24 protein-coding genes are annotated in these 24527 nt (G+C 39.1%); 7 read left to right on the top strand and 17 right to left on the bottom strand.

The genetic code is table 11. The features are described from left to right. The 3 genes from DNK84_RS14665 to DNK84_RS09875 all read left to right on the top strand — a co-directional run. Positions 1–349, top strand: a 349-nt coding sequence (locus tag DNK84_RS14665; protein WP_208123299.1) for a hypothetical protein, incomplete at its 5' end; no start/stop codon positions are given. Between the two features lie 155 nt (positions 350–504). After that, on the top strand, positions 505–720 hold the full coding sequence (locus DNK84_RS09880; RefSeq protein ID WP_119344353.1) for a hypothetical protein: 216 nt from the start codon (positions 505–507) through the stop codon (positions 718–720). Then, positions 704–991: an HU family DNA-binding protein gene (locus DNK84_RS09875; RefSeq protein ID WP_119344352.1), complete on the top strand. Its 288-nt coding sequence runs from the start codon at positions 704–706 to the stop codon at positions 989–991. The genes DNK84_RS09880 and DNK84_RS09875 overlap by 17 nt, the downstream gene beginning before the upstream one ends. An 80-nt stretch (positions 992–1071) precedes the next feature. Here the strand turns inward: DNK84_RS09875 and DNK84_RS09870 are convergent, their stop codons facing one another. The 5 genes from DNK84_RS09870 to tnpA all read right to left on the bottom strand — a co-directional run bounded on the left by DNK84_RS09870 (position 1072) and on the right by tnpA (position 6128). Beyond that, complete coding sequence (locus DNK84_RS09870) at positions 1072–2055, bottom strand: phosphotransferase family protein (RefSeq protein WP_119344351.1); 984 nt, start codon at positions 2053–2055, stop codon at positions 1072–1074. Positions 2056–2100: 45 nt separating this feature from the next. Then, positions 2101–3147, bottom strand: coding sequence for a PDDEXK nuclease domain-containing protein (locus DNK84_RS09865; RefSeq protein WP_119344350.1), 1047 nt, complete (start codon positions 3145–3147; stop codon positions 2101–2103). Between the two features lie 124 nt (positions 3148–3271). Further along, positions 3272–4540 carry a replication-associated recombination protein A gene (locus tag DNK84_RS09860; protein WP_119344349.1) on the bottom strand — a complete coding sequence of 423 codons (1269 nt, stop codon included), beginning with the start codon at positions 4538–4540 and terminating at the stop codon, positions 3272–3274. A gap of 3 nt (positions 4541–4543) precedes the next feature. After that, a complete protein-coding gene (locus tag DNK84_RS09855) occupies positions 4544–5467 on the bottom strand; it encodes a Ppx/GppA family phosphatase (RefSeq protein ID WP_119344348.1) in 924 nt (307 codons plus the stop codon). 223 nt (positions 5468–5690) lie between these two features. Beyond that, positions 5691–6128 carry an IS200/IS605 family transposase gene (gene tnpA / locus DNK84_RS09850; protein ID WP_119344347.1) on the bottom strand — a complete coding sequence of 146 codons (438 nt, stop codon included), beginning with the start codon at positions 6126–6128 and terminating at the stop codon, positions 5691–5693. A 265-nt stretch (positions 6129–6393) separates the two neighbouring features. Here tnpA and DNK84_RS09845 point away from each other — a divergent pair, with 265 nt between their 5' ends. Further along, the gene (locus DNK84_RS09845) at positions 6394–8043 is read left to right on the top strand and encodes a hypothetical protein (RefSeq protein WP_119344346.1); all 1650 of its coding nucleotides are present in this window, start codon (positions 6394–6396) and stop codon (positions 8041–8043) included. Positions 8044–8053: 10 nt separating this feature from the next. On the opposite strand, the gene DNK84_RS09840 is transcribed toward DNK84_RS09845, so the two are convergent. From DNK84_RS09840 to hppD, 7 genes are read right to left on the bottom strand one after another with little or no spacing between them, the layout of a single operon-like run. Further along, on the bottom strand, positions 8054–9325 hold the full coding sequence (locus DNK84_RS09840) for a Glu/Leu/Phe/Val dehydrogenase dimerization domain-containing protein (protein WP_119344345.1): 1272 nt from the start codon (positions 9323–9325) through the stop codon (positions 8054–8056). Between the two features lie 26 nt (positions 9326–9351). Beyond that, positions 9352–9687, bottom strand: a complete 336-nt coding sequence (locus DNK84_RS09835) for a 4a-hydroxytetrahydrobiopterin dehydratase (protein ID WP_119344344.1) — start codon at positions 9685–9687, stop codon at positions 9352–9354. Positions 9688–9703: 16 nt separating this feature from the next. Further along, complete coding sequence (gene phhA, locus DNK84_RS09830; protein ID WP_119344343.1) at positions 9704–10504, bottom strand: phenylalanine 4-monooxygenase; 801 nt, start codon at positions 10502–10504, stop codon at positions 9704–9706. 30 nt (positions 10505–10534) lie between these two features. Next, positions 10535–11863 (bottom strand): fumarylacetoacetase, encoded by a 1329-nt coding sequence (fahA, locus tag DNK84_RS09825; protein ID WP_119344342.1) that lies wholly within the window; start codon positions 11861–11863, stop codon positions 10535–10537. A 22-nt stretch (positions 11864–11885) separates the two neighbouring features. After that, positions 11886–13175, bottom strand: coding sequence for a homogentisate 1,2-dioxygenase (hmgA, locus tag DNK84_RS09820; protein ID WP_119344341.1), 1290 nt, complete (start codon positions 13173–13175; stop codon positions 11886–11888). A gap of 28 nt (positions 13176–13203) precedes the next feature. After that, positions 13204–13845 carry a maleylacetoacetate isomerase gene (maiA, locus tag DNK84_RS09815; RefSeq protein WP_119344340.1) on the bottom strand — a complete coding sequence of 214 codons (642 nt, stop codon included), beginning with the start codon at positions 13843–13845 and terminating at the stop codon, positions 13204–13206. Between the two features lie 16 nt (positions 13846–13861). Beyond that, on the bottom strand, positions 13862–14923 hold the full coding sequence (gene hppD / locus DNK84_RS09810; RefSeq protein WP_119344339.1) for a 4-hydroxyphenylpyruvate dioxygenase: 1062 nt from the start codon (positions 14921–14923) through the stop codon (positions 13862–13864). Between the two features lie 303 nt (positions 14924–15226). Here hppD and DNK84_RS09805 point away from each other — a divergent pair, with 303 nt between their 5' ends. After that, positions 15227–17254, top strand: coding sequence for an AMP-binding protein (locus tag DNK84_RS09805; RefSeq protein ID WP_162902363.1), 2028 nt, complete (start codon positions 15227–15229; stop codon positions 17252–17254). Positions 17255–17257: 3 nt separating this feature from the next. Here the strand turns inward: DNK84_RS09805 and DNK84_RS09800 are convergent, their stop codons facing one another. Further along, on the bottom strand, positions 17258–17863 hold the full coding sequence (locus DNK84_RS09800; RefSeq protein ID WP_119344356.1) for a short chain dehydrogenase: 606 nt from the start codon (positions 17861–17863) through the stop codon (positions 17258–17260). 135 nt (positions 17864–17998) lie between these two features. Here DNK84_RS09800 and mnmE point away from each other — a divergent pair, with 135 nt between their 5' ends. Next, the gene (gene mnmE, locus DNK84_RS09795; RefSeq protein ID WP_119344355.1) at positions 17999–19351 is read left to right on the top strand and encodes a tRNA uridine-5-carboxymethylaminomethyl(34) synthesis GTPase MnmE; all 1353 of its coding nucleotides are present in this window, start codon (positions 17999–18001) and stop codon (positions 19349–19351) included. Here mnmE and DNK84_RS09790 read toward each other — a convergent pair whose 3' ends face one another. Both DNK84_RS09790 and DNK84_RS09785 read right to left on the bottom strand, forming a co-directional pair. Next, positions 19352–20368: an inorganic phosphate transporter gene (locus DNK84_RS09790; RefSeq protein ID WP_119344337.1), complete on the bottom strand. Its 1017-nt coding sequence runs from the start codon at positions 20366–20368 to the stop codon at positions 19352–19354. Between the two features lies 1 nt (position 20369). Next, positions 20370–21017, bottom strand: coding sequence for a DUF47 domain-containing protein (locus DNK84_RS09785; RefSeq protein ID WP_119344336.1), 648 nt, complete (start codon positions 21015–21017; stop codon positions 20370–20372). Between the two features lie 200 nt (positions 21018–21217). On the opposite strand from DNK84_RS09785, the gene DNK84_RS09780 reads away from it, so the two are divergent. Continuing rightward, positions 21218–23089, top strand: coding sequence for an APC family permease (locus DNK84_RS09780; RefSeq protein ID WP_119344335.1), 1872 nt, complete (start codon positions 21218–21220; stop codon positions 23087–23089). Here the strand turns inward: DNK84_RS09780 and DNK84_RS09775 are convergent. Both DNK84_RS09775 and DNK84_RS14660 read right to left on the bottom strand, forming a co-directional pair. Next, the gene (locus DNK84_RS09775) at positions 23055–24260 is read right to left on the bottom strand and encodes a multidrug effflux MFS transporter (RefSeq protein ID WP_119344334.1); all 1206 of its coding nucleotides are present in this window, start codon (positions 24258–24260) and stop codon (positions 23055–23057) included. The two genes, DNK84_RS09780 and DNK84_RS09775, sit on opposite strands and share 35 nt — an antisense overlap. Before the next feature lie 79 nt (positions 24261–24339). Further along, a partial coding sequence (locus tag DNK84_RS14660) for a hypothetical protein (RefSeq protein WP_407920619.1) occupies positions 24340–24527 on the bottom strand: 188 nt, incomplete at its 5' end.

The raw sequence follows: 24527 nt of genomic DNA, 5'->3' as shown, positions 1-24527 counted from the left end.
GCTACTGTCCTGTAGTGTGAGAAAAAACAAAGAAGGTAACTTGGATGATAAAATGCTAGTAAATGACCTTCTAAAATATCATTGCACGACCCAAAATGCTCTATCAACATACATGTTGTCTTATAAATACTTAAATGACCCAAATAATGTCATTAAGAGCTATAAAGAAATGGAGCAAAATAAAAATAGTTTTGGATTATCTGATGATGACATTCAAAAAATAATCTCCGACATAAATAACAACGAAAACACTTTAATGCCGATATTTGAGAAACAATCATCATTAAATACCAAACAAAGTGGGCTTCCAACAAGCCCGTGTACCAAAAATAAGAGCCCATCCATCTGACTGCGTAAATTTTTCATAGCGCTTACATTTTGCCTTTATATTTCAACATAAACCTGCATAATTGATCATTTTTAAACCTTTTGTCGTAAAAACCTCGCCAAATTTAATACAAATACGTATGATTAAAGTCAGTGTATTATTTAAAAAGGCTTTAAATGCGAAATTTACATCCAATACAATTTATCTTTTTACTGATCATCAGCATTTTATTACTGCCTGTGCTGATTTTTGTTGTCCTTTGCTTTTTCATTTATGCATGGCTGACAAAACGAAAACTTGAGCAGAGCTTAAAAAAACACATGAACCAGCAAAACACTGAAGAGAAACATCACCACAAAGGACGCGTGATTGACCATGATCAAGACGTATAATTATAAAGAATTCGTTCAAAAATTTAGTGAAAATGCACTGATCGACTATGATGCCGCCGAGCAAATAAATCAGATTATCACTGATATGATCACAGATACACTTATTGACAATAACCGTTTGGAAATCCGAGGATTTGGCAGCCTTACACCACATAAATCAACCAATCGCACTGTCCGTAACCCTAAAACTGGCCAGACGCTTACAAAGGGGAAGTTAAAACGAATCCATTTCACCATGGCCAAGGCTTTGCGGCAGCGGTTAAATTTTTGATAGAACATTAAGTTATTTTAAAAGTTAGCTTCCTAGAAACTCTAATTCTCCTTCCTTTTAAGGCACACACGAAGAAATTCCTATTTTTTTAAATCATATAGAATGTGGCTAATCAACATTTTTATATCTTTAGTTTGATTAGGTCTGCTGTTAACATCAGAGCGTTTTAAACAATCCAGTAATGACATAATATTCAATAAATTCACTGTAATTTGCCAAGAATCAGGCAGCTGATGACCGGTAGACGACAATCCCTTCAAAAAAGAATCCTGGTAAGCTTTAGGCATTTGATAAGCATATCTTAGCATATTAGCAACATCCCAAAGTGAAGATCCTGAAAATGAGAACTCCCAATCTATAATACCAGTAATGTCTATTTCATCATTGTTTTTTGTAACTAAGATATTGGCTGGATCAAAATCAGCATGTACTAAATTTTTTTCTGTTCCATCTGGCAATAACCTTTTATACGTGTTAAACAAAGTTGTAATTTGTTCTCTCTGCGTCACAGGTATTATTGCTTTAACTTTGCCATCTGTCAAAACACCCTCACAGAAATCTACCAAACTCTCTCGGGAAAGGCTTTCTTTAATTTCAAGATTTTTGTTGAAAAATCCAGAATTTGAAAAGTTACTACTAGAGATAATCCCCAGCACTTCCCCAACCTTAAACATAACTTTTTTTATATCAATTTGTTGATCACTTAGTAAAAGATCACGCAAAGTTGCCCCTGGTAAATATTCCATGATCGCAAAAACATATCCAAATGCTTCAGCAATATGATAAAACCTTGGAACAGGTAGTTCCCCACACAAAAGTGTAGATACTTTTTGCTCTATGTAAGCACTCTTATTGTCTCGCAAATAGATTCTCAAAATAACTGGGTCTTTGGAGCTGCTATTGAAATGCACCAGTACATTAATATTGGCGCAACCTCCTTCAATAATTGATATGCTTTTAATCTCGTTTTCGTGAACATAATAGGTTCCCAACATTTTCCTCATCAGCTCACCTGGTAAATGTACTTTTGAGTGGGTTTTTTCCCAGTTTGCTTTGAATGTCATATTAATTTTCTCATAAGCATCTCATCAGTAGCTCTAGCCACCTGATTACTCATCACCCCGCTCCCTCTGTTGTATCTGCGCCAGTGCTTGTACGCGCTCCCGCTCCAGCTCGCGTTTCAATTCCTCTTCCGTTGGCAGGTACGGCAGATACTTGGCGGCAAACAGTTGTTTTTGGTCGGCCAGCACCGAGTATTTCACCACCGCTTCGCTTTTTTCACTGCACAGCACCAGGCCAATGGTGGGGTTGTCGTCGCTGCCTTTGCACTGCTCATCATAGAGGCGAACATAGGTGTCCATTTGGCCGATATCTTGATGTTTGAGCTTGCCCAGCTTTAAATCCACCAACAGGAAGCACTTTAGCTTGAAATTGTAAAACACTAGGTCAATATAGAAGTCTTCATCATCAAAACGGATGCGCTGTTGACGCTCCACAAAGGCAAAACCTTTGCCAAGCTCCAATAAAAACTGTTGCAGGTTGCTGATAATGGCCTGTTCCAGTTCGCTTTCCTGATAGCTTTTATCCTCCAGGTTGAGAAAGTCGAGAATATAGGGGTCGCGCAGATAGTCTTTGGCGGTTTCTGCCAGTGACTGAGTGTTGGTTTGGGCTTCCTGTTCAACCAGAGTTTTATCTTGGCTTGCCAGTAGGCGTTCGTAATAAAGTGTACTGACCTGTCGCTCCAGTGCTCGCGCACTCCAGCTTTGGCTGATCGCCTCTTCAATATACCAGTCACGGGCGGATGGGTTATTGATGCGCAGTAATGTTCGGTAGTGCGTCCAACTCAATTCGGTACGCACTGCGTTCCGAATTGGAAAAGCCTGATAAAAAGCACGCATATTGCGCAAGTTTCGTTCATCAAAGCCTTTTCCCAAACGCTCTGTAAGTGCTTCAGATAACTGTTGAAGTTGCTGTTTGCCATATATAGCACGTTGCTGGCCTTGCTGTTCATCTTCCACAATCAATCGGCCAATTTCCCAGTAACTTTGTACCATAGCCGTGTTAACTGCCTGGCGCACCTGAGCACGCGCCTTTTCAATCTGTGTAGCGATAGCATTGGCCAAGGTGGTAAGCCTGGCTGAATTCAGTTCACTCATCGTAATCACTCCAACCTGATGCTGTTTTAAAGGAATAAAATTTCTTTTGTGACAGGTAGTTATTTATTTTTCTTCTTTATTGTTTGCATAACTTGATCTTACCGTCAACACCCAAAACAACTGTTTATTTTAACAACTTCAGATACTTCAACTTCTCCTGAATCTTCCCTTCAAGCCCACGATCTGTGGGGTGATAATATTGTTTTTGAACACCTTCAGGTAAATATTGCTGTTTAACATAGGCATTGGGATAATCATGTGGGTACTGATATTTTGCTGATGTTTTCTCACCGGCAGGTTTCACATTCCGTAAATGCAATGGTACCGACACATTTGCATAATTCTTTAAATCCTTAAACACTGCCTTATATGCCATATAAGAAGCATTACTCTTTGGCGCGCAAGCAAGATAAATTGCTGCTTGTATCAAAGGAAGCCTTCCTTCTGGCAAACCTAATCGCTCATACGACTGCCAGGCATCAAGTGCTATAGAAAGCGCACGCGGATCGGCATTGCCAATATCTTCTGAAGCAATACAGAGCATGCGTCTGGCAATCACTAAGGGATCTGCCCCGCTTTCAATCATATTTGCAAGCCAGAAAATAGCGGCATCAGGGTCTGAGCCACGCACGGATTTATGAAAGGCCGATAGCTGATCATAGAAATAATCTCCTTTTCTATCCATATAATGCGCTTTTTCACCCAGCACCGCTTGTAAAACACGCGCATTCAGGTAATAACCATCTGCTGATTTATCACACACAAAAATCATTGATTCAAGTAGATTTAAAGCCTTACGACAATCGCCTGCTGAAAAGTGGTAAATTTTTTCTAGCACTTCATCGCTTATCGTAATACGGTCCTGGCTTAGGATGCTGTCTTTTTGAATTGCATTATTGATTAACACTGCCATATCTTCATATTGCAATGGCTTAAGCCTTAATACCGTAAGGCGTGATAACAGTGCATTATTAATGGCAAAAAATGGATTTTCCGTTGTTGCCCCAATTAAAACCAGTGTGCCATTTTCAACATGTGGTAATAAAGCATCCTGCTGTGTTTTATTAAACCTGTGTATCTCATCTAAAAATAAGATCGTTCCTTTTTGTGTTTCACCATTATATGCTTTGGCATTTGTAACTGCCATTTTGATCTCCTTTGTACCTGCAGTTACGGCAGAAAGGCTGATAAATTGATAATCCAGTGCTTTGGCAATCAAATTGGCCAAGGTCGTTTTGCCAACACCTGGATCCCCATATAACACCATGGAAACCACCTGATGGTGTGCGATCATTCTTGATAGAATTTTATCATCGCCAACTAAATGCTTTTGGCCAATATATTCAGATAAGTTTTGTGGGCGGACACGATAAGCTAAAGGTGCAAGGCTCATTATCTACTGCCGGTATTTACTAACAAGCTCATACAACATACCCTCTCTTAATGCGCCATCAGATTTCAAAAGTTTTTTTACTCTTAATGCGTCCATGAGCGCATACAACACACAAAAACCACCGGCTAAAATATCTTCTCTATCTGAGCGAAGTCCATTAAAATGAACATTGGCCACAACTTTTTTACTTAAAAGTGCCCCAGCAAGTGTTTCCATTACATCTTTTGTAATACTGCCATCTGACCAGTTGTTTGCTAATGCTATATCTGAAATACTTCTAATGGTGCCTGATGAACCAAGTGCCATCTCCCATCCTTTTTGTATGTACTCACTTGCCACAGGTTTTACCAATGATCTTGCATATTCAATCGCATTAACCATATTAGACAGGCTTAATAAGCCATCATTAAAAAATTGATTTTGTAGACTAACACAGCCCATTTCTAAGCTAACAAGTGCTTTTAAATTCTTACTTTTTCCGATGACAAGCTCCGTAGACCCCCCACCAATATCAATAATTAATGCTTGTTTTTTATGTACTTTATCAACACCGGTAGCACCAACATATACCAATCTTGCTTCTTCTTCCCCTGATACCACTTCAATATCCGCATTTAATATCTCACGTGCTTTTTTCAGAAAATCACCAATTTTATCCTTTGCCTTACGTAAGGTATAAGTCCCAACAACTTTTGTTTCATCAACTTCATAATGGGCAATTGATAATGCAAAGTTTTTTAGGCATTCCAAGGCACGCTTTTGTGCTTGCGCTGTCAAATCAGCCTCTTTTGTAAGGCCTTGTCTTAGCTGCACCTTACTTTTGCCACGATAAAGCTCTTTAATAGCGCCATTTGCTGAAATCTCAGAAATCAGCATATGAAAGCTATTTGAGCCCAAATCGATCGTCGCAATTTTTTTTGTTTGCATAGTATTCCCTGGTTAACTAAATCGATTTCATCATATCATATCTGTAAAAAAGGGGAATATGAAAAATCACCTATAACACTTGTAAATCATTTCTCAGTGTTTATTGGCAAAGCAGTTGAGAAACCTTTGGCTAGTTTCGGAAGTCATACCGCTCCCGTAGAACGGCAGGCTTGGCGGTTTTTAGCAGCCCCAAGGGCTGCCAGATTAAACGTTATTCCAAGAATTAAAACTTACCAGGTTTTTCTGAACCTCGCCCGTCAATTTGCTCTTGGTTCCTGATGTACTCACGTATCTGAACCTCTTCAAAGCCTACTGTCGAAACAGCATAGCCTCTTGCCCAAAATCTCTCACCATTGAAATTACGCTGCCTTCCTCCAAATTGACGCGCAACTGCAATAGCACTTTTACCCTTGATATACCCAATCACTTCCGCAACTGAGTATTTTGGTGGTATTTTTATTAGCATGTGCACATGGTCTTGAACCATATGCCCCTCCAATATTTTACTGCCTCTTTGATTCGACAACTCATGGAATAGCGGACCAAGGTAATTGCGAATCTTGCCGTAAAGCACTTTCTTTCTGTATTTTGGCACAAATACCACATGATATTTGCAGTCCCATCTCGAATGGCTTAGACTTTCATAAGCTGATGCTGTCATAATTGTACTTCTCCTGTGTGACCGCCAAGCCCACAGGTTATTATGACAGCATCCTATACTAAATCTAAAGGCCAAGCCTTAAAAGTCTCACTGGTCAAACCAGTGGCTTACCTATCAGAGAGTTACTGGCATATTGCTAACATTACCCTTGCAAGCCCATGTTAACAATAATTTATAAAAATCTTAATATTTTGTTAATAAATCTTTTTTAGACTTCCCGCTACTCATTAACAACCGTACAATACTAAACTATTTAAGGAAAGACATGATACTTAAAAAAGCTTCAATTATGATAGCCTCAGTTATAATAGCAACCTCTTTAACAGCGACTGCATATGCAAGTCCTACCTCTCCTAAACCTGTTCATATTGCCGGCAGTGCGCCTTATGGAGCGAAAATAGAAATCATAAATCCCAAAACTCACCAGCTTTTAAATACGTCAAATATACAGAGCAACCAAGGTAATCAGTTTTATTTTGACACAACAGAAAACAAACTTGCCAACGCCAACACATTAACCGTTAAGATCATTTATAATAATCATGTTTCACAGCAACAAGTGCACTTTGCCCTAGGGCAACAATTTATTTATATTCCAGGAAAATTAAAATACAAATCCCAAACACTAAACAACGCAAACTGGAGTAGCATAATTCCAACAACCTTGCTCGCATTTTCTGCGATGAAGGCAGGCGACCCCATGGCTATCGCTGGAACTTTGGGCATGCTAATAAATGCTCTGACTCAAGGCCAAACACCAAACAATACTAACATCCAAAAAGCACTTCAAAAAATCTCAACAGAATTATCAGACATTGACACCAATATTAAGAGCTTGTTGAGTGAAGACGTCGATACAAAAGAAACCGCGTTAAATTCCTCATTGGGGACCATTACACATCTATTACAAGCGCTAAATGGCATACAGGAAAATAATACATCTATCGAAAGGGTTAAAAACCAAGCTGGTGATGACATCAGTAAAATGTTAATGCAACAGCGCTGTGAGGATAACAATTATTATGTACCTGGGTTTTGCCCTGAAAACACTGGTAAGCCAGAGGAAAGTACTTGGGATTATAGCAGAAACAGCTTTACAGACATGCTAATGAGGAATGTTTCTGCTGGTAGCGCTTCGAAGACTTATCAGGCACAACATATTGTTGATGAATATAACAACCTGGTGAATAGTCTTGATGCATCCATCACCGATATTAGTCTTGAAAGTGCCATTAAAGAAAATAAAGCATTGACTGAAATTTATGATGAGACCATTGCAGGACTAAAAAGCCTTTATATTGAAGAGGCGTATCTGCTAATGGAAGGAGTATCTCCTCAAGATGTCGTGGCAAATACCTCTGATATTCCTGGCACATTGACACAACTCAAAAACCTATTTAACAAAAAATTAGATGCAGTATGGCAAAAATATAGCAATTATTATGATCAGAAAAATAAAAATCATTTCGCCTATTATATTTTCTTCAGAGATCCAGATCACATCCTAAGCAAAAAACATCCTAAAGGACGGCTTGATATTATAGAATATGGTTCAAACAATAAGGTCCTAAAACACGATCACATCGAGATAAACTCTTCACTGTTTAAAGATGGACTTTATGTTTATGAAGTGCCACAGGTTTCAAGTAACGATAAAAAATATATTCTTCTTAGCATGCAATATCAGGTTAGGACTTGTGATGCGCGCGGTGAGTGTTATTATGAGTGGCATAATGTTGGGAATTCCAAACTTAGAATTTTTAAGAACAAAGTATACTATAATGCCAAATTTATCCTTAACTCTTCTGGTCATTACTCTTTAAGAAGTGATGAACCATCGATGCCAAAGCGTTATAAATACGTGCCTATTGAGAAGAAAGCATCGAGTATTAGCGAGGAAGATTTAAAGCAATAAGGAATGCCGCCTAGATATTATAATGCTTCGTCGTACTGGGGTAGCCATACAACGGATCTTCTATTCTTGATAATGCCAAATCATATACCGATGCGGTTAACAGACGTCCCTTATTTAATGCATAGGCGTTCTCAACGCTGGTATCAATCGTATCTTCGATATCCTTAAAAATAAGTTCCTTGCTAGCTTGGCCCTTTTCTGCTGTCATAAGCTTATAGAAAGTTCTCGCCATCCCCATATTCGCCAGTACATCTGGAATAACGGCAATCTTACTATCAATATATTGCGAACAAAGCCCATAGCAGTATTCTGTCTCAATAAATGGATGATTTGCCCCACAACAGATAAGCTCAAGTCCTTGTTCAATCAAAGCATCTATCATCGCTTTTGAAACAATGTTGGATCCTGCTGCTGGCACAAAAACATCAACAGGGGTATTAACAAGCTTATGCTGAAATTCATCATGTGATAAGTTATTTGAAACGACGTTAAGCACACGTCTTGCTGCAAGTACTTGTGATATTTCTTGCTGGTCAAATCCACTTTGGCGTATGACACCTGCATCACGATCACTCATTGCCACAATCACGCCACCGGCACGTTGCAGGTAATATGCTGCTGCAGCCCCAACATTACCAACTCCTTGTAAAAAAATTCGCTTGCCTTCAACTGTCTGGCCTTTTTGTGCATAAAAGCCTGTCACCGCACGCGCTACACCAAATCCTGTGACCAGTTCTGCTAATTTAACGATTTGATCACCAACAACAACATCGGCATCTAAAAGCCTCATATTTTCATAGGCTTGCTGGCTAAGCTTATCATTACCCTTTGTTATGGCGTGAATAATGCCTTGTTGAGAGTTATTCACGCCCATACGTTGAAGCAGTGCATTAATTTGATGAATATCCGTATTCAAATCGCTTCCTGTGCCATAATACTCTTTCAAAACAGGGGTAATTGCCTTATACCAGCGCGATAATATTGCATATTTCTCAGGATGAGCTGGGTCTAATTTGACACCGGTTTTTGCCCCGCCTATTGCCGGACCTGACAATGCAAACTTAATCTCCATTATTTTTGCCAATGCAGTGACTTCCTGCAATGTGATATTTTCATGGACACGTGTACCACCTCCAGCAGCGCCTCCTCTTAGAGAGTTAATCACCAAAAAACCACGCGCAGAAGACTTATTGTCTTTCCACTGAAAAATAATCTCTGGCTCTTGCGCTGAGAATTCCTTTAACCTATCAACAATATTATTTTGAAAACCTGTTAAATCCATTTTAATTCCTTGTTATTTTTTGTTACCTATTTAAATAGTGCATCTACTTTTGCCGCACAAATAAAATCATTTTCTGTTAAGCCATCCACTGCATGTGTGCTGAAATTCACGACACAGCGATTATAACCTACCTCCATATCTGGGTGGTGGCCTTCTTGATTTGCAATCCATGCCACGGCATTCACAAATGCCATGGTTTTATAGAATCCCTTAAATTCAAAAACCCGCGTGATTCTTTTATGATCATGACTTATTTTCCAGTCAGGCACCTTTTGAAGGTAGGGCTTGGCTTCTTCAAGATTAAATGGCTTAAAATCACCATATTCACAAACCTGGCATTTTTTATCGACTAACTCAGTCATTCATATTACTCCTGTATTAATTTTCTGTTTGCTCAGCTGGCATAAACTTGGGGGTATATTCTGGTAATTGGCTTGCTAACATGATTTGATCAATAAACTTGTCATTTACTGCTTTATAAAGCATATCAAAGCTGTCAATCACATAGTAAACAGGCTGATAGATATCGATACGATAAGGTGTGCGAAGAATATCAATCACGTCAAATTTAACACGTTCAGGTTTATCGCTTTCCAAAGCATAAACCGTCTCACCAATCGATGACAATAGCCCACCACCATAACACTTTAAACCATTTTTTGTTTGAATAAGGCCAAACTCAACGGTAAACCAGTAAAACCTCGCCAAAAGCTTTTGTATTTTTGGGCTTTGCCCCACACCAAGCTGTCCATAATGTTGCATAAAATCCGCATAAAGCGGATGCGTTAACAGTGGGCAGTGGCCAAACAATTCATGGAAAATATCAGGCTCCTGCAAATACGCTAATTCATCCTGGCGGCGAATAAAAGTTGCACAAGGAAACTTTCTTTCTGCAAGCAATGAGAAAAAGCGATCAAAACCAATCAGCGCTGGAACTGGCGCAACTTCCCATCCGGTTTGCTTTCTTAGTCTGTCATTAAGATTTGGAATCTGAGGAATCTCATGTTTTGGAAACTTCAAAATTTCCAACCCATCCAAGTATTCTTGGCAGGCTCGATCCTGCACAATTTTCATCTGCCTTTCCATTAATAAAGACCAGGTTTCATGCTCAACTTGCGTATAATTCACAAAGCCATTTTCATCCGGCTTTTTTGAAACATATTGGCTTTCCTTTTTCATCACACACCTTTTTTAATCATTTATAAACGCTTATTGCGCACAAGCACGATCAATAATATCCAAATGCTTTTGTGTTTGCTGGTTATCATTGCACACAATCTGTCCTTGGACTTTGCCAAAACCTATGCGATAGTTTTTATTTTGGCAAAACCCAGAAATCGTGACCAAATCACCATCTTCTAAAAAGACACGCTTACTGCCATCACTTAGTGTAATCGGCGATTTCCCGCCTTCGGTTAACTCAAGCAAACTGCCAAAACTGTCTTTGGTAGCCCCGCTAATTGTCCCTGAAGCAAGCAGGTCTCCTGATGCCATCGGACAGCCATTCACACTATGATGTGCTAATTGCTGCATCATATCCCAATACATATGTTTAAAATTGGTTGTTGAGATGACTTGGTCTTTAGCCATTTTTGGTGATTGAATCGTTAATTCAAGCTGGATATCCACCCCCCAATCCTCCTTTCGTGCCAGATATGGCAGGACTTCTGTTTCTTGCTTTGGTGATGCCACTCGAAAAGGCTCAAGCGCATCTAACGTGACTACCCATGGCGAAATTGAGGTTGCAAAGTTCTTTGATAAAAATGGGCCTAAAGGCACATATTCCCACTTCTGAATATCCCGCGCACTCCAGTCATTCACCAAGACCATACCAAAGACATGCTCTGGTGCCTGCTCGATAGCAATTGAATGTCCATATTCTGAGGGTAAACCAATGACTGTACCCATTTCCACTTCAACATCAAGCGCTTTTGTTGCACCAAAAACAGGTGGGGCTTCTGGATCAGGCCGTGTTTGCCCAAGGGGTCGTTTTATCGCTGTTCCACTTACAACAACGCTACCAGCACGGCCATCATAAGCCACAGGCAAATGCAACCAGTTAGGTAAAAGCGGGTTATCCTTATCCCTGAACATTCGGCCAACATTGTCTGCATGCTCTTTTGAGGAATAGAAATCTGTATAGCCACCAATATGCATGGGTAAATGCATATCAACCTCTGCTTGGGCAATAATGACTTTTTTCTGTAATATATGATCATCACGTAACTTTGGATTATCCTTACGCAATAACTCACTGATTTGATCGCGTAATTGGCGAACTTTATATCTACCTTGCGCCATTAAAGAGTTAAGTGTTGTTGCATATGGGTCAAAGCCCGGATAATCACGCTTTGAAATCAAATTATGATCAAAACAAGCACGTAAATCCAATATATAATCACCGATTGCAACGCCAATGTGTCTTTGCGCACTGCCTTTTCGCGAAAAAATGCCAAAAGGTAAATTTTGAATGGGAAAGTCGCTATTGCGATCAACAGTAATAAAAGACTGTAATTGGGGATTATTTGCCTTAATCATTTTATCTCTCTTTTTATCTTAGTTAACTATTTAATATTTCTGTATTAAAATTTGCTTTTAAGCCTTGCCAGCAATTTAAATACTCTTTTTGCCTTAATACTGAATTCAGCGCAAAATCAGTTACCTGCCAGCTAGAATTTGATTCAAACATAAATGCCATATTACCTTTATAACGATCAGGTTTTAGCTCACTTATACTCGCTTTTTCAAATGATTCCTGATCCGGTCCATGTGCAGACATTGTATTATGCAGACTTGCCCCACCAGGTGAAAAACCTTCATGTTTTGCATCATATTGACCAAAGATCAACCCCATAAACTCGCTCATGACATTTCGATGATAATAAGGGGGTCGAAAAGTATCTTCGGCAACAACCCAACGCGGTGGGAAAATCACAAAATCCAAATCAGCAACACTAGGCCTTGTTGAAGGTGCCGATAGAACAGTGAAAATACTTGGATCCGAGTGATCCTTTAATACGGCATTAACCGGCGTAAATAAGCGTAAATCATATTTATACGGATATAAATTGCCATGCCATGCAACCACATCCAAAGGGGAATAGTTAATTGGCATCTGCCAAAGCTGGCCTTGAAACTTGGTATAGAGTGTGAACTGACCAGATTTATCTTCAAAATAAGCGCTTGGCGCTAAAAAATGACGCTCCTCTGCTAAGCCATTAGCACCTATGGGGCCTCTTTCTGGTAAATAAAAGTCCGAAGATTGAACTTCACAAATATACCCTCGTGCAGTTTCATCTAACAAAATCACCTGATAGCGAATACCACGAGGAATCACCACAATCTCACCAGGCTTTGCATCAATAACACCACTTTCTGTTTTAAAGCGTAAACCGCCTTGCTCTAAAACAAACAGCCACTGCCCATCAGCATTATAAAAATAGCTGTTCGTCATTGATTGATTTGCTGCATATAAATGAATGGCGGCTACATCGTTATACGCCATCGTGGTTAAGCTTGAAATCACATCTGTTGGGGCATCAGGAATAACCCGTGGGTGCCAGCGCATTTGTATTGGTGGTGTATAAACCTTATCTGTGTGATGTTTATCACGAATAAGATGGTTCTCTATTCTTACTGCTTGCCCACAATGTAAAACAGATGGGCGAATTCGATATTGCCATACTTTAAAATTCTGTGATTTTGGCGCGGTGAATGCGCTGTTATTCACTTGCTCCACATAAAGCCCTAATGGTGCCATTTGTGGTGAGTTTCGATCTTTTGGCAAGGCACCATCAACTGCCTCGGTTTCAAAATAATTATGAAACCCTGCCTGATACGTTATATCCATAATAAAATCCTTCACTTTCACTTGTTTTTTATGCCATTGCTAACTCTACTTGCTCTGGTGAGGCTTTAAAAAAGGCCTCTTGCAGCAATGCGTGCTGATAGATTCGATTCATAATTGGAAAAGGATCCATATCAACATCAAAACGCTTAGCATTATAGATTTGTGGTATTAAACACACATCGGCCAGGCTCACCTTATCGCCAAAACAAAAAAGCCCTGCAGATTGCCTTAACTGTTGCTCTATAACTGTAAAACCTTCAATAATCCAGTGCTGATACCATGTGGTTTTTTCATCTGTATCAACCTTAAACATATCGGTTAAGTAATTTAACACCGCTAAATTATTTAATGGATGAATATCACAGCAAATCAACTGCGCCATTGATTTCACCTGAGACTTACACTTAACATCTTTTGGATAGATACTTGGTGCAGGATAACAATCCTCAAGATAATCGATAATCGCCAGGGATTGTGTAACAATAAAATCACCATCTTGTAAGGCTGGAACGCGTTTTTGTGGATTAATCACCTGGTACTTTGGCGAAAATTGCTGCCCACCATCTTTCACAAGATGTATCGGCACAGTTTGATACGTGATATTTTTTAAATTTAAGACGATTCGCACGCGATATGAAGCTGAAGAGCGAAAATAGTCATATAAAATCATCATCTTCCCTTACAAACTAGAGTACACCACGTTCAATCTGATCCTGCTCAATTGAATCAAACAGCGCCTGGAAATTGCCTTCTCCAAAGCCATCATCACCTTTTCGCTGTATAATTTCAAAAAACACAGGCCCCATCACCGTGTCGGTGAAAATTTGCAGTAAATACCCTCCATCTTCTGTCGGCGCACCATCGATAAGAATATTATTTTTATGCAAACGATCAACAGGTTCTTTGTTATAAGGTAGGCGTTCATGAATTTTCCGGTAATAGGTATCAGGCGTTTTCATAAACTTCACACCGGCATCACGTAAACTCTCAACGGTTTCATAAATATCTTTACTCTCAAGCGCAATATGCTGTATCCCTTCGCCATTATAGGCTTTTAAAAACTCTTCAATTTGTGATTTATCATCCGCTGACTCATTGATGGGGATTTTGATATTTAAACAAGGGCTTGTCATCGCTCTACTATATAATCCAGTCAATTTTCCTTCAATATCAAAATAACGGATTTGACGGAAGTTAAATAAATCTTCATAAAATTTCGCCCATTTATCCATATGGCCACGATAAACATTATGTGTTAAGTGATCAATATACAAAAGTCCTGATTCAGATTGCTTCATTTTTTCTTGCCAATCAGGCATTAAATTAAACAGATCGCTGTCAATAATACTGTCATATTCAGTTAAATAGAGTTTTGTATCAGAGATACCACATAAAACCGGCATCCTATCATCATGCCAGTCATCAGCAAAACTTTCTTTTTGGGTGCCACCTTGATCTAAACAATGCCTAAATGCCTTTTGCGCATCATCAACAGCAAAACCCATGCCACATGCGCCTGCTTGGTGCTGTGCAATAAAGTCTTTAGCAAAACCTTCTGTGCTTTTGTTAATTAAAAAGCTAATCTTATTTTGCTGCCATAGCTCAATATCCTTTGTTTTATGCTGGCCAATATGCACAAAACCCAACTTTAGAAATAATGCACCTAATCCTTTTGGGTCATTACTCACAAACTCTAAAAAGCTAAACCCACGTGTTCCGGCAGGGTTTTTATGATTGATTACACTCATTTCATCTACTCCTTTATCTTCTATAACATGTACCTAAACGCATACAATATTAAATTTACAATACTATACTTATCACGCATTCAGGTGGCATTTATTTAATATTCAATCCATTTTCAACTGCAATTTAGTTGCAATTTTAAAAGTTAACTACAGAAACTATCACAGAAGCAAATATTTTTCATTATGAATACAGCGACATAAGGTAAGATTTTTTCAAAAGGCAAAATGTACACAACTGTATTTGATTTTTCTAATTTTTCATGGCATAACAACACTCATGTGATGTACGGACACGAAACTATCATGCAAACAATCGATAAAGACATACAATCTTACCTTCACCAAGAAAAACAAATACTTCTTGATAACATCTTGTCAAGCAAGCTTCCTGCAATTGGGAAATGGGTGTTTATCTGTCAGAAGATTTTAACCCCAAAGATTCCATTTTTTATTCACAAAAAGCTTTATGAAACGTGTTATCATAACCAGGTGCATCGCCCTATCTGGCAGCCAAAAGCGGATTGCTTGCAAACAACTTACCTTGGACGCTTAATGTCTGAATTTGGCTTTTACAGTGTTAAAGACTTCCACCAATTTAGCTGCAAGCATCGTGAGCAATTCTGGCAAAAAGCTATTGAGGACTTAGGTTTGCCCTTTTTAAACCCCGAAACAAAGGTCTTATCTTTTTCTGATCATGAAAACACACCAAGATGGCTTCCTTCAGCCACTTTTAATATTGCACAATGCGCGCTACTAGCAGCTAAAGAGAAAACGGCTATTATTTTCTCTGATGAAAGACAGAAAATTGCTACATGGTCCTATCAAGAACTTGACAGACTTAGTAACAAAATTGCAAATATTTTAAAACAGCAAAAAATAAAGCCTGGTACACGAATTGCTATTATCATGCCAATGCATGCCTATGCAGTTGCCATTTACCTTGGTATTATCAAAGCAGGATGTACGGTTGTTTCAATTGCCGACAGCTTCGCAGAAAACGAGATTAAAAAAAGGCTTAAAATTTCGAATACGCAACTTGTATTCACACAAGATGCCATCCACCGAGGTGAAAAAACGCTACCTTTATGCAAGAAAATTCTAGCCACAGGTTTTGAACATATTATCTGTCTATTCACGACAAAAACCAATCTAATCGAGCATAATGCTTTAAACCTTGAAAAACTGCTATCAACGGCAAATGATGTGTTTAGCCCTGTGGCTCAACCTTCTAATGCAATTATTAATATTTTATTCTCATCTGGGACAACGGGTGATCCCAAAGCTATCCCCTGGAATCAAACCACCGCACTTAAAGCAGCAAGTGATGCAAAAATTTATATGGACACAAATGAAAAGGATATCTGGGCATGGCCAAGTAATCTTGGTTGGATGATGGGGCCATGGCTTGTGTTTGCTGCACTTTTAAACAAGGCAACCATCGCACTTTTTGATGGCATGCCAACAAGCCAGGGATTTATTAAATTCATCGCACAAAGCAAAACAAATAAACTTGGTGTTGTGCCAACACTGGTTAAATCCTGGAAAAATAATCATCTTATTGACAATATTAACTGGCAGCATATTGATCTTTTTGCCAGCACAGGCGAGGCTTCTAACCCACAAGATATGCTGTGGCTTTCATCACAAGCCGGATATAAGCCTGTTATTGAATATTGTGGTGGTACAGAAATTGGTGGTGCTTATATTAGCACAACTTTACTGCAAGATAACGTCCCCAGCACATTTTCAACAATCTGTTTTGGTATTGATGCTGTCCTTCTGGCTCAAGATGGCCATGTTATTGAAAGCACACCTGCTACAGGTGAGATTGCTTTGATTCCTCCAGCATTGGGTTTAAGTCAGAGTCTGCTTAATGCAGATCATCATAAAGTTTATTATGAAGGGATGCCAACTTATAAAGGTCAAAGGCTTCGCCGCCATGGTGATCAAATCCATCGCTTAGAAAACGGCTATTATCTTTCATTAGGGCGGATTGATGACACCATGAATTTAGGTGGGATCAAAGTCAGCTCAGCTGAAATCGAGCGCGTTGTAAACAATATAAAAGCCGTTGATGAGTCTGCAGCTATTGCCCATGAAGAAGAAACAGGTATAAGCCAATTAGTTCTTTTTATCGTACTGCAAGAAAAAATACCAGATATTGATAAACTGCAAGCTGATATCCAACAAGCAATTAAAACCAAGCTTAATCCACTATTTAAAATCAATCAGTTGATCATCGTCGATAAGCTGCCTAAAACAGCATCAAATAAAATAGTACGACGTGAGCTAAAAAAGCACTTACAGCAAAAAGAAAGTCAATTGCAATAGATTTTAATAACCTACTTCATAAACCTCACCTGTTGCCATCCCTGCGATAGATTTTAAATAGGCATTGGCAACCTTATCAACATCAACAGGCTCAAAACCTGGGAAAAAAGCACCATAACGCGCTAATGCTTCGGTCACAACTGTCGGACTTACCACGTTAACACGGGCTTTATTGCGCAATGCAAGACTTGCTACTTTCACATACCCTTCAAGTCCAGCATTAGCCACCGAAGCTACAGTAGACATTGGAACAGGTTCTTTGTTTAAAATGCCACTTGTCAATGTGAATGATCCATTATCACTAATGTACTTTTGTCCTTCTTGAACCAGATGTATTTGTCCTAATAGTTTATTGCTCACCCCTGCCAGCCAATCATCGTAAGTAAGCGAGTCGATTTGCTTGAAAGGCGTTTTTCCTGTTGCCGCCACTAACGCATCAAAGCTGCCCACTTTCTCATACATTTGACGAATTGATTTAACATCTTCAATATCAACAGATATGCCACTACTTCGAGAAACCGGCACGACATCAAACCCATGCTGCTGCAATTTTTTCACAATCGCTTCACCAATCACACCTGTAGCCCCAACCACAATTACTTTTTTCATCGTTTGCCTCAAATTATTTGCCATAAAGTAATACTGTATTATTAAATCACATTGATATCAATAAGATAAAAGCAAAAAGCTGTAAAATGATTTATCGGCAGTATATACTGCATAAAAAAATAAATGACACTTGTTATGCTATATCATCAGGATACCATTGCAGCAATTGCCACCGCTTCTGGGCGTGGTGGTGTTGGAATTGTGCGTATTTCAGGTAAAGGTGCCTACACCATTGGACAGAAAATCACTCACAGCAAATTAAAACCACGATTTGCGCATTTTTTACCTTTTTTTGATCAAAAAAATGAGATATTAGATCAAGGGATTGCACTGTATTTTAAGGCACCACACTCATACACTGGCGAGGATATTATTGAATTGCAGGCACATGGCGGCCCTGTTATTTTAAATATGATATTACAGAGCGTTATCGATCATGGCGCACGTATGGCAAACCCTGGAGAGTTTACCCAACGTGCTTATTTAAATGATAAAATCGACCTTGCTCAGGCTGAGTCAATTGCAGATCTTATCGATGCTTCATCACAGCAGGCTGCAAAATGCGCGACTCGCTCATTGCAAGGGCAGTTTTCAAATAAAATAGACCAGTTAGTTGCGCAACTAATTCAACTGCGTGTTCATGTAGAAGCGGCAATTGACTTCCCTGAAGAAGAGATTGATTTTTTAGCAGATAACGCCATTAAAACCAAGCTTCAAAGTGTGACAGAAAGCCTGAATCTGACACTACAGGCTTCACAACAAGGTGCGCTTTTGCGTGAAGGCGTTGAAATCGTTATTGCTGGGAAACCCAATGCCGGTAAATCAAGCCTGCTTAATGCACTTGCCGGAAAGGAAAGCGCAATTGTCACTGATATTGAAGGGACAACAAGAGATACGCTGCGTGAATATATTCAATTAAATGGTATCCCTGTGCATATCATTGATACTGCTGGTTTAAGGGAAAGTAAGGATATTATTGAAACCGAAGGGGTTAAACGTGCATTACAGGCAATCCAAAAGGCTGATCATATTTTATTGGTTGCAGATATCAAAGACACCAAAGATCAAGATATTATGCAGTTAGCACCAAAATTTTTCAAAGACATTCCACCTCATATCCCCATTACCTATATCTATAATAAAATTGATTTAGATCCACAAAACACCCATCAAAACCATGATAATCATCTGTATATTTCAGCCAAAAAAGATATCGGGATTAATCAGCTACGTAATCATTTACTCAAAGCCATTGGATATCAACAAACCAGTGAGAGTTTATTTACCGCAAGAAAGCGACATATCAATGCACTAAAAACAGCACAGGCACACTTAGACACAGCACACCAGCATTTGGAAAATAAAACAGGGGAGTTGCTTGCAGAAGAGCTTAATCTTGCGCAAAAATCATTATCATCAATTACTGGCGCCTTTAGCGCTGATGATTTGTTAGGTGAGATTTTCAGCAGCTTTTGTATTGGTAAATAATTAAATATTAATGGAAACGCCTAAATCACCAAAAACGATAAATAACAGCTTATAAATAATAAAGCTGAATATCATGCAGCATGGCAAGGTTAAAAGCCATGCAATCACCATTGATTTGACCACACGCCAGTTAACACCACCACTTTCTGGATAACCTGCGCCCATAATTGCACCTGAAGCAGCCTGGGTTGTACTAACTGGTAAACCAATATGTGAGGCACAAAGAATTAAAAGCCCTGAACTCATCTCAGCAGAAAAGCTATTAGCAGGGCCAAGCTTTGCAACACGTGTTGTTAAGGTTTTAATGATACGCATCCCACCTGTTAGGGTTCCTAATGCCATTGTCAAAGCACAAAGTGCAATCACCCAGACAGGAATGTGTGAAACCGTGCCTACCACACCAAAACTAAAAAGTGCAAGTGTGATAATTGACATCGTTTTTTGTGCATCATTTGAACCATGGCTTAATGCCAATAAGCTACTTGAAATCACCTGCATTTCTCGTATTGCCATATTCGATTTGCGCGGATTTTTAAAGCGGCTTAACAGACGAAATAAAATCACCACAAAAATAAGTGCTAAGAAAAATGCCATAATGGGCGATAACACCATCGGCACAATAATTTTTACAATTAAGGTACTGTAATGGACACTTTGAAAGTTACCAACCGCAATCGCCGCACCAACAAGTGAACCAATCAGTGCATGTGATGAGCTTGAGGGAATACCTAAAAACCAGGTTAAAAGATTCCAGCCAATCGCTGATATCAATGCAGCAATTAATACTAAATGTGTAATTACATTGGCATCAACCAGGCCCTTACTAATTGTAGTAGCAACGGCCGTACCAACAAAAGCGCCAACAAAGTTAAAAATTGCCGCTAAGGTGATAGCTTGATAAGGTGATAAAGACTTTGAAGCAATGGGGGTTGCAACAACGTTAGCAACATCATGAAATCCATTAATAAACTCAAAGAATAAGGCAATAACAATAATGCTAACCAAAACAATCAGCATACTAGATTTCCTTTACATAAATACGCATGACTGAGTCACATAGTGTCGCACTTGTATCCACGGCAGATTCAATTGCCTTATACACTTCTTTTAACTTAATCACGGTCAATGTATCATACTGTGCTTCTTTAATCTTCTCTAGCGCATGCCCTAAATCTTCGACAACATTTTCATCAAGCTCAGAAGCTTTCTGGCTCTCAAGCTTGATTTTCTTCTCATCCTTATCTTTAAATGCAATCATTAAATGGTAAAGCGACTTTGTGATCTGCTGCAAGGTATCAACACTTCTAAGCAGGCAATCATCCATTTCAACGCCAATAGCATATAATTGCAGCTTTTTATTAATCTTAATAATGCGCTTAGTAAGCTTTAATAAAATACCTGAAAGATGGAAGATATCACCGCGATCAATTGGTGTAATAAATTGCTCGTTTAGCTGTACAATTATTTCTTTGTTAATATCAACAGCCTTTTGGCGCTGCATACGTAGTTGAGATACAAGTTCATCACTGTCGTGCGTGTTTTTAGCATTAATAATATCTGCCAATAGATTCGAAGTCTGATGCACGTTCTCAGCGGCCTTAACAAACAGCTCAAAAAAAACTTCGCCTCTATTTGGAATTAAGGCTTTGATGATTTTTCGCAACATAGCGTTTTTATACTCAGTGTTTGTAATAAACAATTTTAATTAGGCATAATAATCGGATCTTGACAAAAAACAACTATAAATTAGGGAAAAATTGAATATTAACCTGCAAAAGCAAACTCTGGTTGTATTTGCTTAAAAAACAAAAATAGTGTAAATTTCACCAACCATCACACCTTAATTACAGCTTTTATATTACCAATATGAAACTTGGACGCTTTTTCTTTGGGGATCCGATCCCTAAAGCACACGCAGAAGAACAAACACTTTCAAAAAAACATGCCTTGGCTGTTTTTTCTTCTGATGCCTTATCTTCTGTTGCCTATGCAACAGGTGAAATATTAAATGTGTTAGTCTTAGCAGGTGCTGCGGCATTAACCATGTCAATGCACATTTCAATCTTTATTGCTATTTTGATTGTTGTTGTTGGGATTTCTTATAAACAAGCCATCGACGCCTACCCTGAAGGCGGTGGTGCGTATGTTGTTGCGCGCGAGAATCTTGGGACTTTTATGGGGCTTTTAGCCGCAGGCGCATTAATGCTTGATTATATTTTGACCGTCGCTGTGAGTGTTTCTGCAGGAATCTTAGCGATCACCTCAGCACTACCCATGCTTTCTGGGCACGCTGTTTTCCTGGCTATTACAGCAATCCTTTTAATCATGTGGATGAACTTGCGAGGAACAAAAGAATCTGCCAGTGCTTTTATGTGGCCAACCTACGCCTTTGTCATCGTTATATTAAGCATGGTAGGCATCGGTATTTATCATTATCTAAATGGCTCACTTGATGCTGTTGATTACAGCCATGCTAATACTTTAATGCAACCTGTTACAGGTGTTTTAACCCTAACCTTAATTTTACGTGCATTCTCATCTGGATGCTCTGCAATGACAGGGATTGAAGCTGTTGCCAATGGTGTTCGTGCATTTAAAAAACCACGTGCGAAAAATGCCGCAACAACATTGATTATTCTTGTTATCCTTTTGATTTCAATGTTCTTAGGCATCTCATTTCTTGCAGAAAAACTGCAGCTGCAACCCTTAACAGATCAAAGTCTATTGTCACAAATTGGACACAATATTTTTGGCAATGGCTTTTTGTATTATTTATTACAAGCAGTCACCTGCTTGATTCTATTACTTGCAGCGAATACTTCATTTGCAGGCTTTCCACTGTTAGCTTCAATGATAAGCCAGGATGGTTTTCTGCCAAGACAATTACAAAACCTTGGTGATCGTCTTGCTTTTGGTAATGGGATTATTGCATTAGCCATTTTTGCCTGTTTGCTTATTGTTATTTTTGACGCTAACACATCTGCACTGATTCCCTTATATTCTCTGGGTGTTTTTCTTGCTTTTACCTTATGTCAGGCTGGTCTTGTCCGCGTGTGGTATCAACAGCGACGTAATATTAGAACATGGTGGTTAAAAGCAATAATTAACAGCTTTGGATGCCTGTGTACTTTTATTGCTGTACTCGTGGTGATTGAGTCTAAATTTTATGAAGGCGCGTGGATTATTATCGTCGCACTGCCGATTCTTATTCTCACCTTTTACCGTATTCAAAAGCATTACTCGCTGGCTGATCAAGAATTATCTTTGAGTGCGGATATGGGGCTTATGGAGGCATCGTTACAGCAACACACGGCTGCCAAGGTTATCGTGCCTATTTCCAAGCTTCATAAAGGCACAATTGCTGCCCTTGACTTCGCACGCAAGATCTCACCCGATGTAACTCCTGTTGTTGTCAACGTTAATCCAGAAAAAACAAAACGCCTGCAAAAAGCATGGGCCGATCTTAACTTTCCTGAGGAGCTTGTGACCTTGGAGTCACAATACCAATCTCTAACAAGGCCCTTAATCAAGTTTATTCGCCGAAAAGACTTAAAGGAACCTGAACGTGGACTTTGTGTACTTGTTCTGCCTAAAGCTGAGACTACCAGATTCTGGCATACACTCTTACATAATCAAAAAACAGCACTGCTTCGATGGGGTTTGAAAAATATCAGTAAAACGGAAACAAAAGGCCAAGCGCGTGTTATTGTTGAAGTTCCTTATCAGCTGACAGTTTAAACCCAAAAGTATAGATTATTACCAGGCATGCCATCATACCTAATAGCAGTATAAACAGTGAAAAATTAACCGGATTCACTTGAAGGCAAGCAATCACAAACGTTGATAAGGCGCCACCAATAAATGACATAAAATTAAATAATGCCGCGGCCGATCCTGAAATCTCGACAGGTGCAGTTGACATAGCACCTGAGCTTGCTGTTGGCCTGATCATCGCAACACCTAGCGTTGCAACCCACATTGGCAGCACTAAGCTCCAGATACTGGCATTTAAAACCAGATTCACTATCAAAGTTATGGCGCTTCCAGTGCTTAACAACAAGGCACCTATCAACACCAAACGGTCAATGCTAAGATATTTATTCAACTTAGGTGCTAATATAGACATCAACACAATGGCAACTGAATTGATAGAGAAAAGTGCACCATAGGCAATAACAGAATAATGAAACTGACCGACAATTATAATACTGCTTGCCGCAGCATAGGCAAATAAAGCGCCATATGAACAAGCACTGGTAATAATATAGGCACAATAAGCATTCACACGCAATAACAGTCGATAATTACCGTACAACTGCACAGGCTTAAGCGCATGATAATTCCTGCTTTTCTGAGACTCTTTAAACATAAATGTAATAATTACAAAATAACCAATGCCAAGCACTAATAAGAATATAAATGGACCTTGCCATCCCAATAAGCTTTGCAAAAAGCTTCCCCAAAAAGGTGCAATAACCGCACAAAAACCAATAATTGCCATAATCATCGAAATAATTTTGACAATTTTATCTGCAGGATAAATATCTCGTGCAATTGCCATGGCTGAGACGATTGTGCTACATGTGCCTACCGCTTGGAAAAACCGCCCCCACAAAAGCATTGCAAAACTATCTGCAAACACAATTACAACGCTTGCTACCATAAAGATCAAAAGGCCAAACAGCAAAACTGGCTTACGGCCAAAGCGATCAGACAATGGACCATAAAATAGCTGAGAGGCTCCTAAACCAACCATAAAAACGGTCATGACCAGACTGATATTATTGGTTTTAAATACATGCGCCATATCAACAAGGCTTGGCACATAAGTATCATTCGCAAATGGGGTAATAATACATACTGACAAGATCAGATAAAGCCATGGATGATGTGTTTTTGATCTGTTCATTTATTTCCCCTACGTCCTATTTGTTAGATTTAGCCTCACCTACTCTCCTAGCCATAGTGCATAAGTTAATGGCACTAAGTTAAGCCGCATTTTTGTATAAACCTCGAGCTTTTTTTAGTGGAGGATATGTCTTTGTTCTGCGTTTTCTGCACCGAGGCTCTTTGCGTCCTGTTCTGTTGGCGACCTGTTTATGGACAATGATTTTAAACAGTTGTCTGAGTATTTCTGGATCGTCTTTGCAGAGTAAATCAGTCTGTGAAAATATCC

The organism is Facilibium subflavum, assembly GCF_003574485.1.
GTDB lineage: Bacteria > Pseudomonadota > Gammaproteobacteria > Francisellales > Francisellaceae > Facilibium > Facilibium subflavum.
Note: the sequence above shows the minus strand (reverse complement) of the source record. Positions and strands in the feature narration are given on the sequence as shown.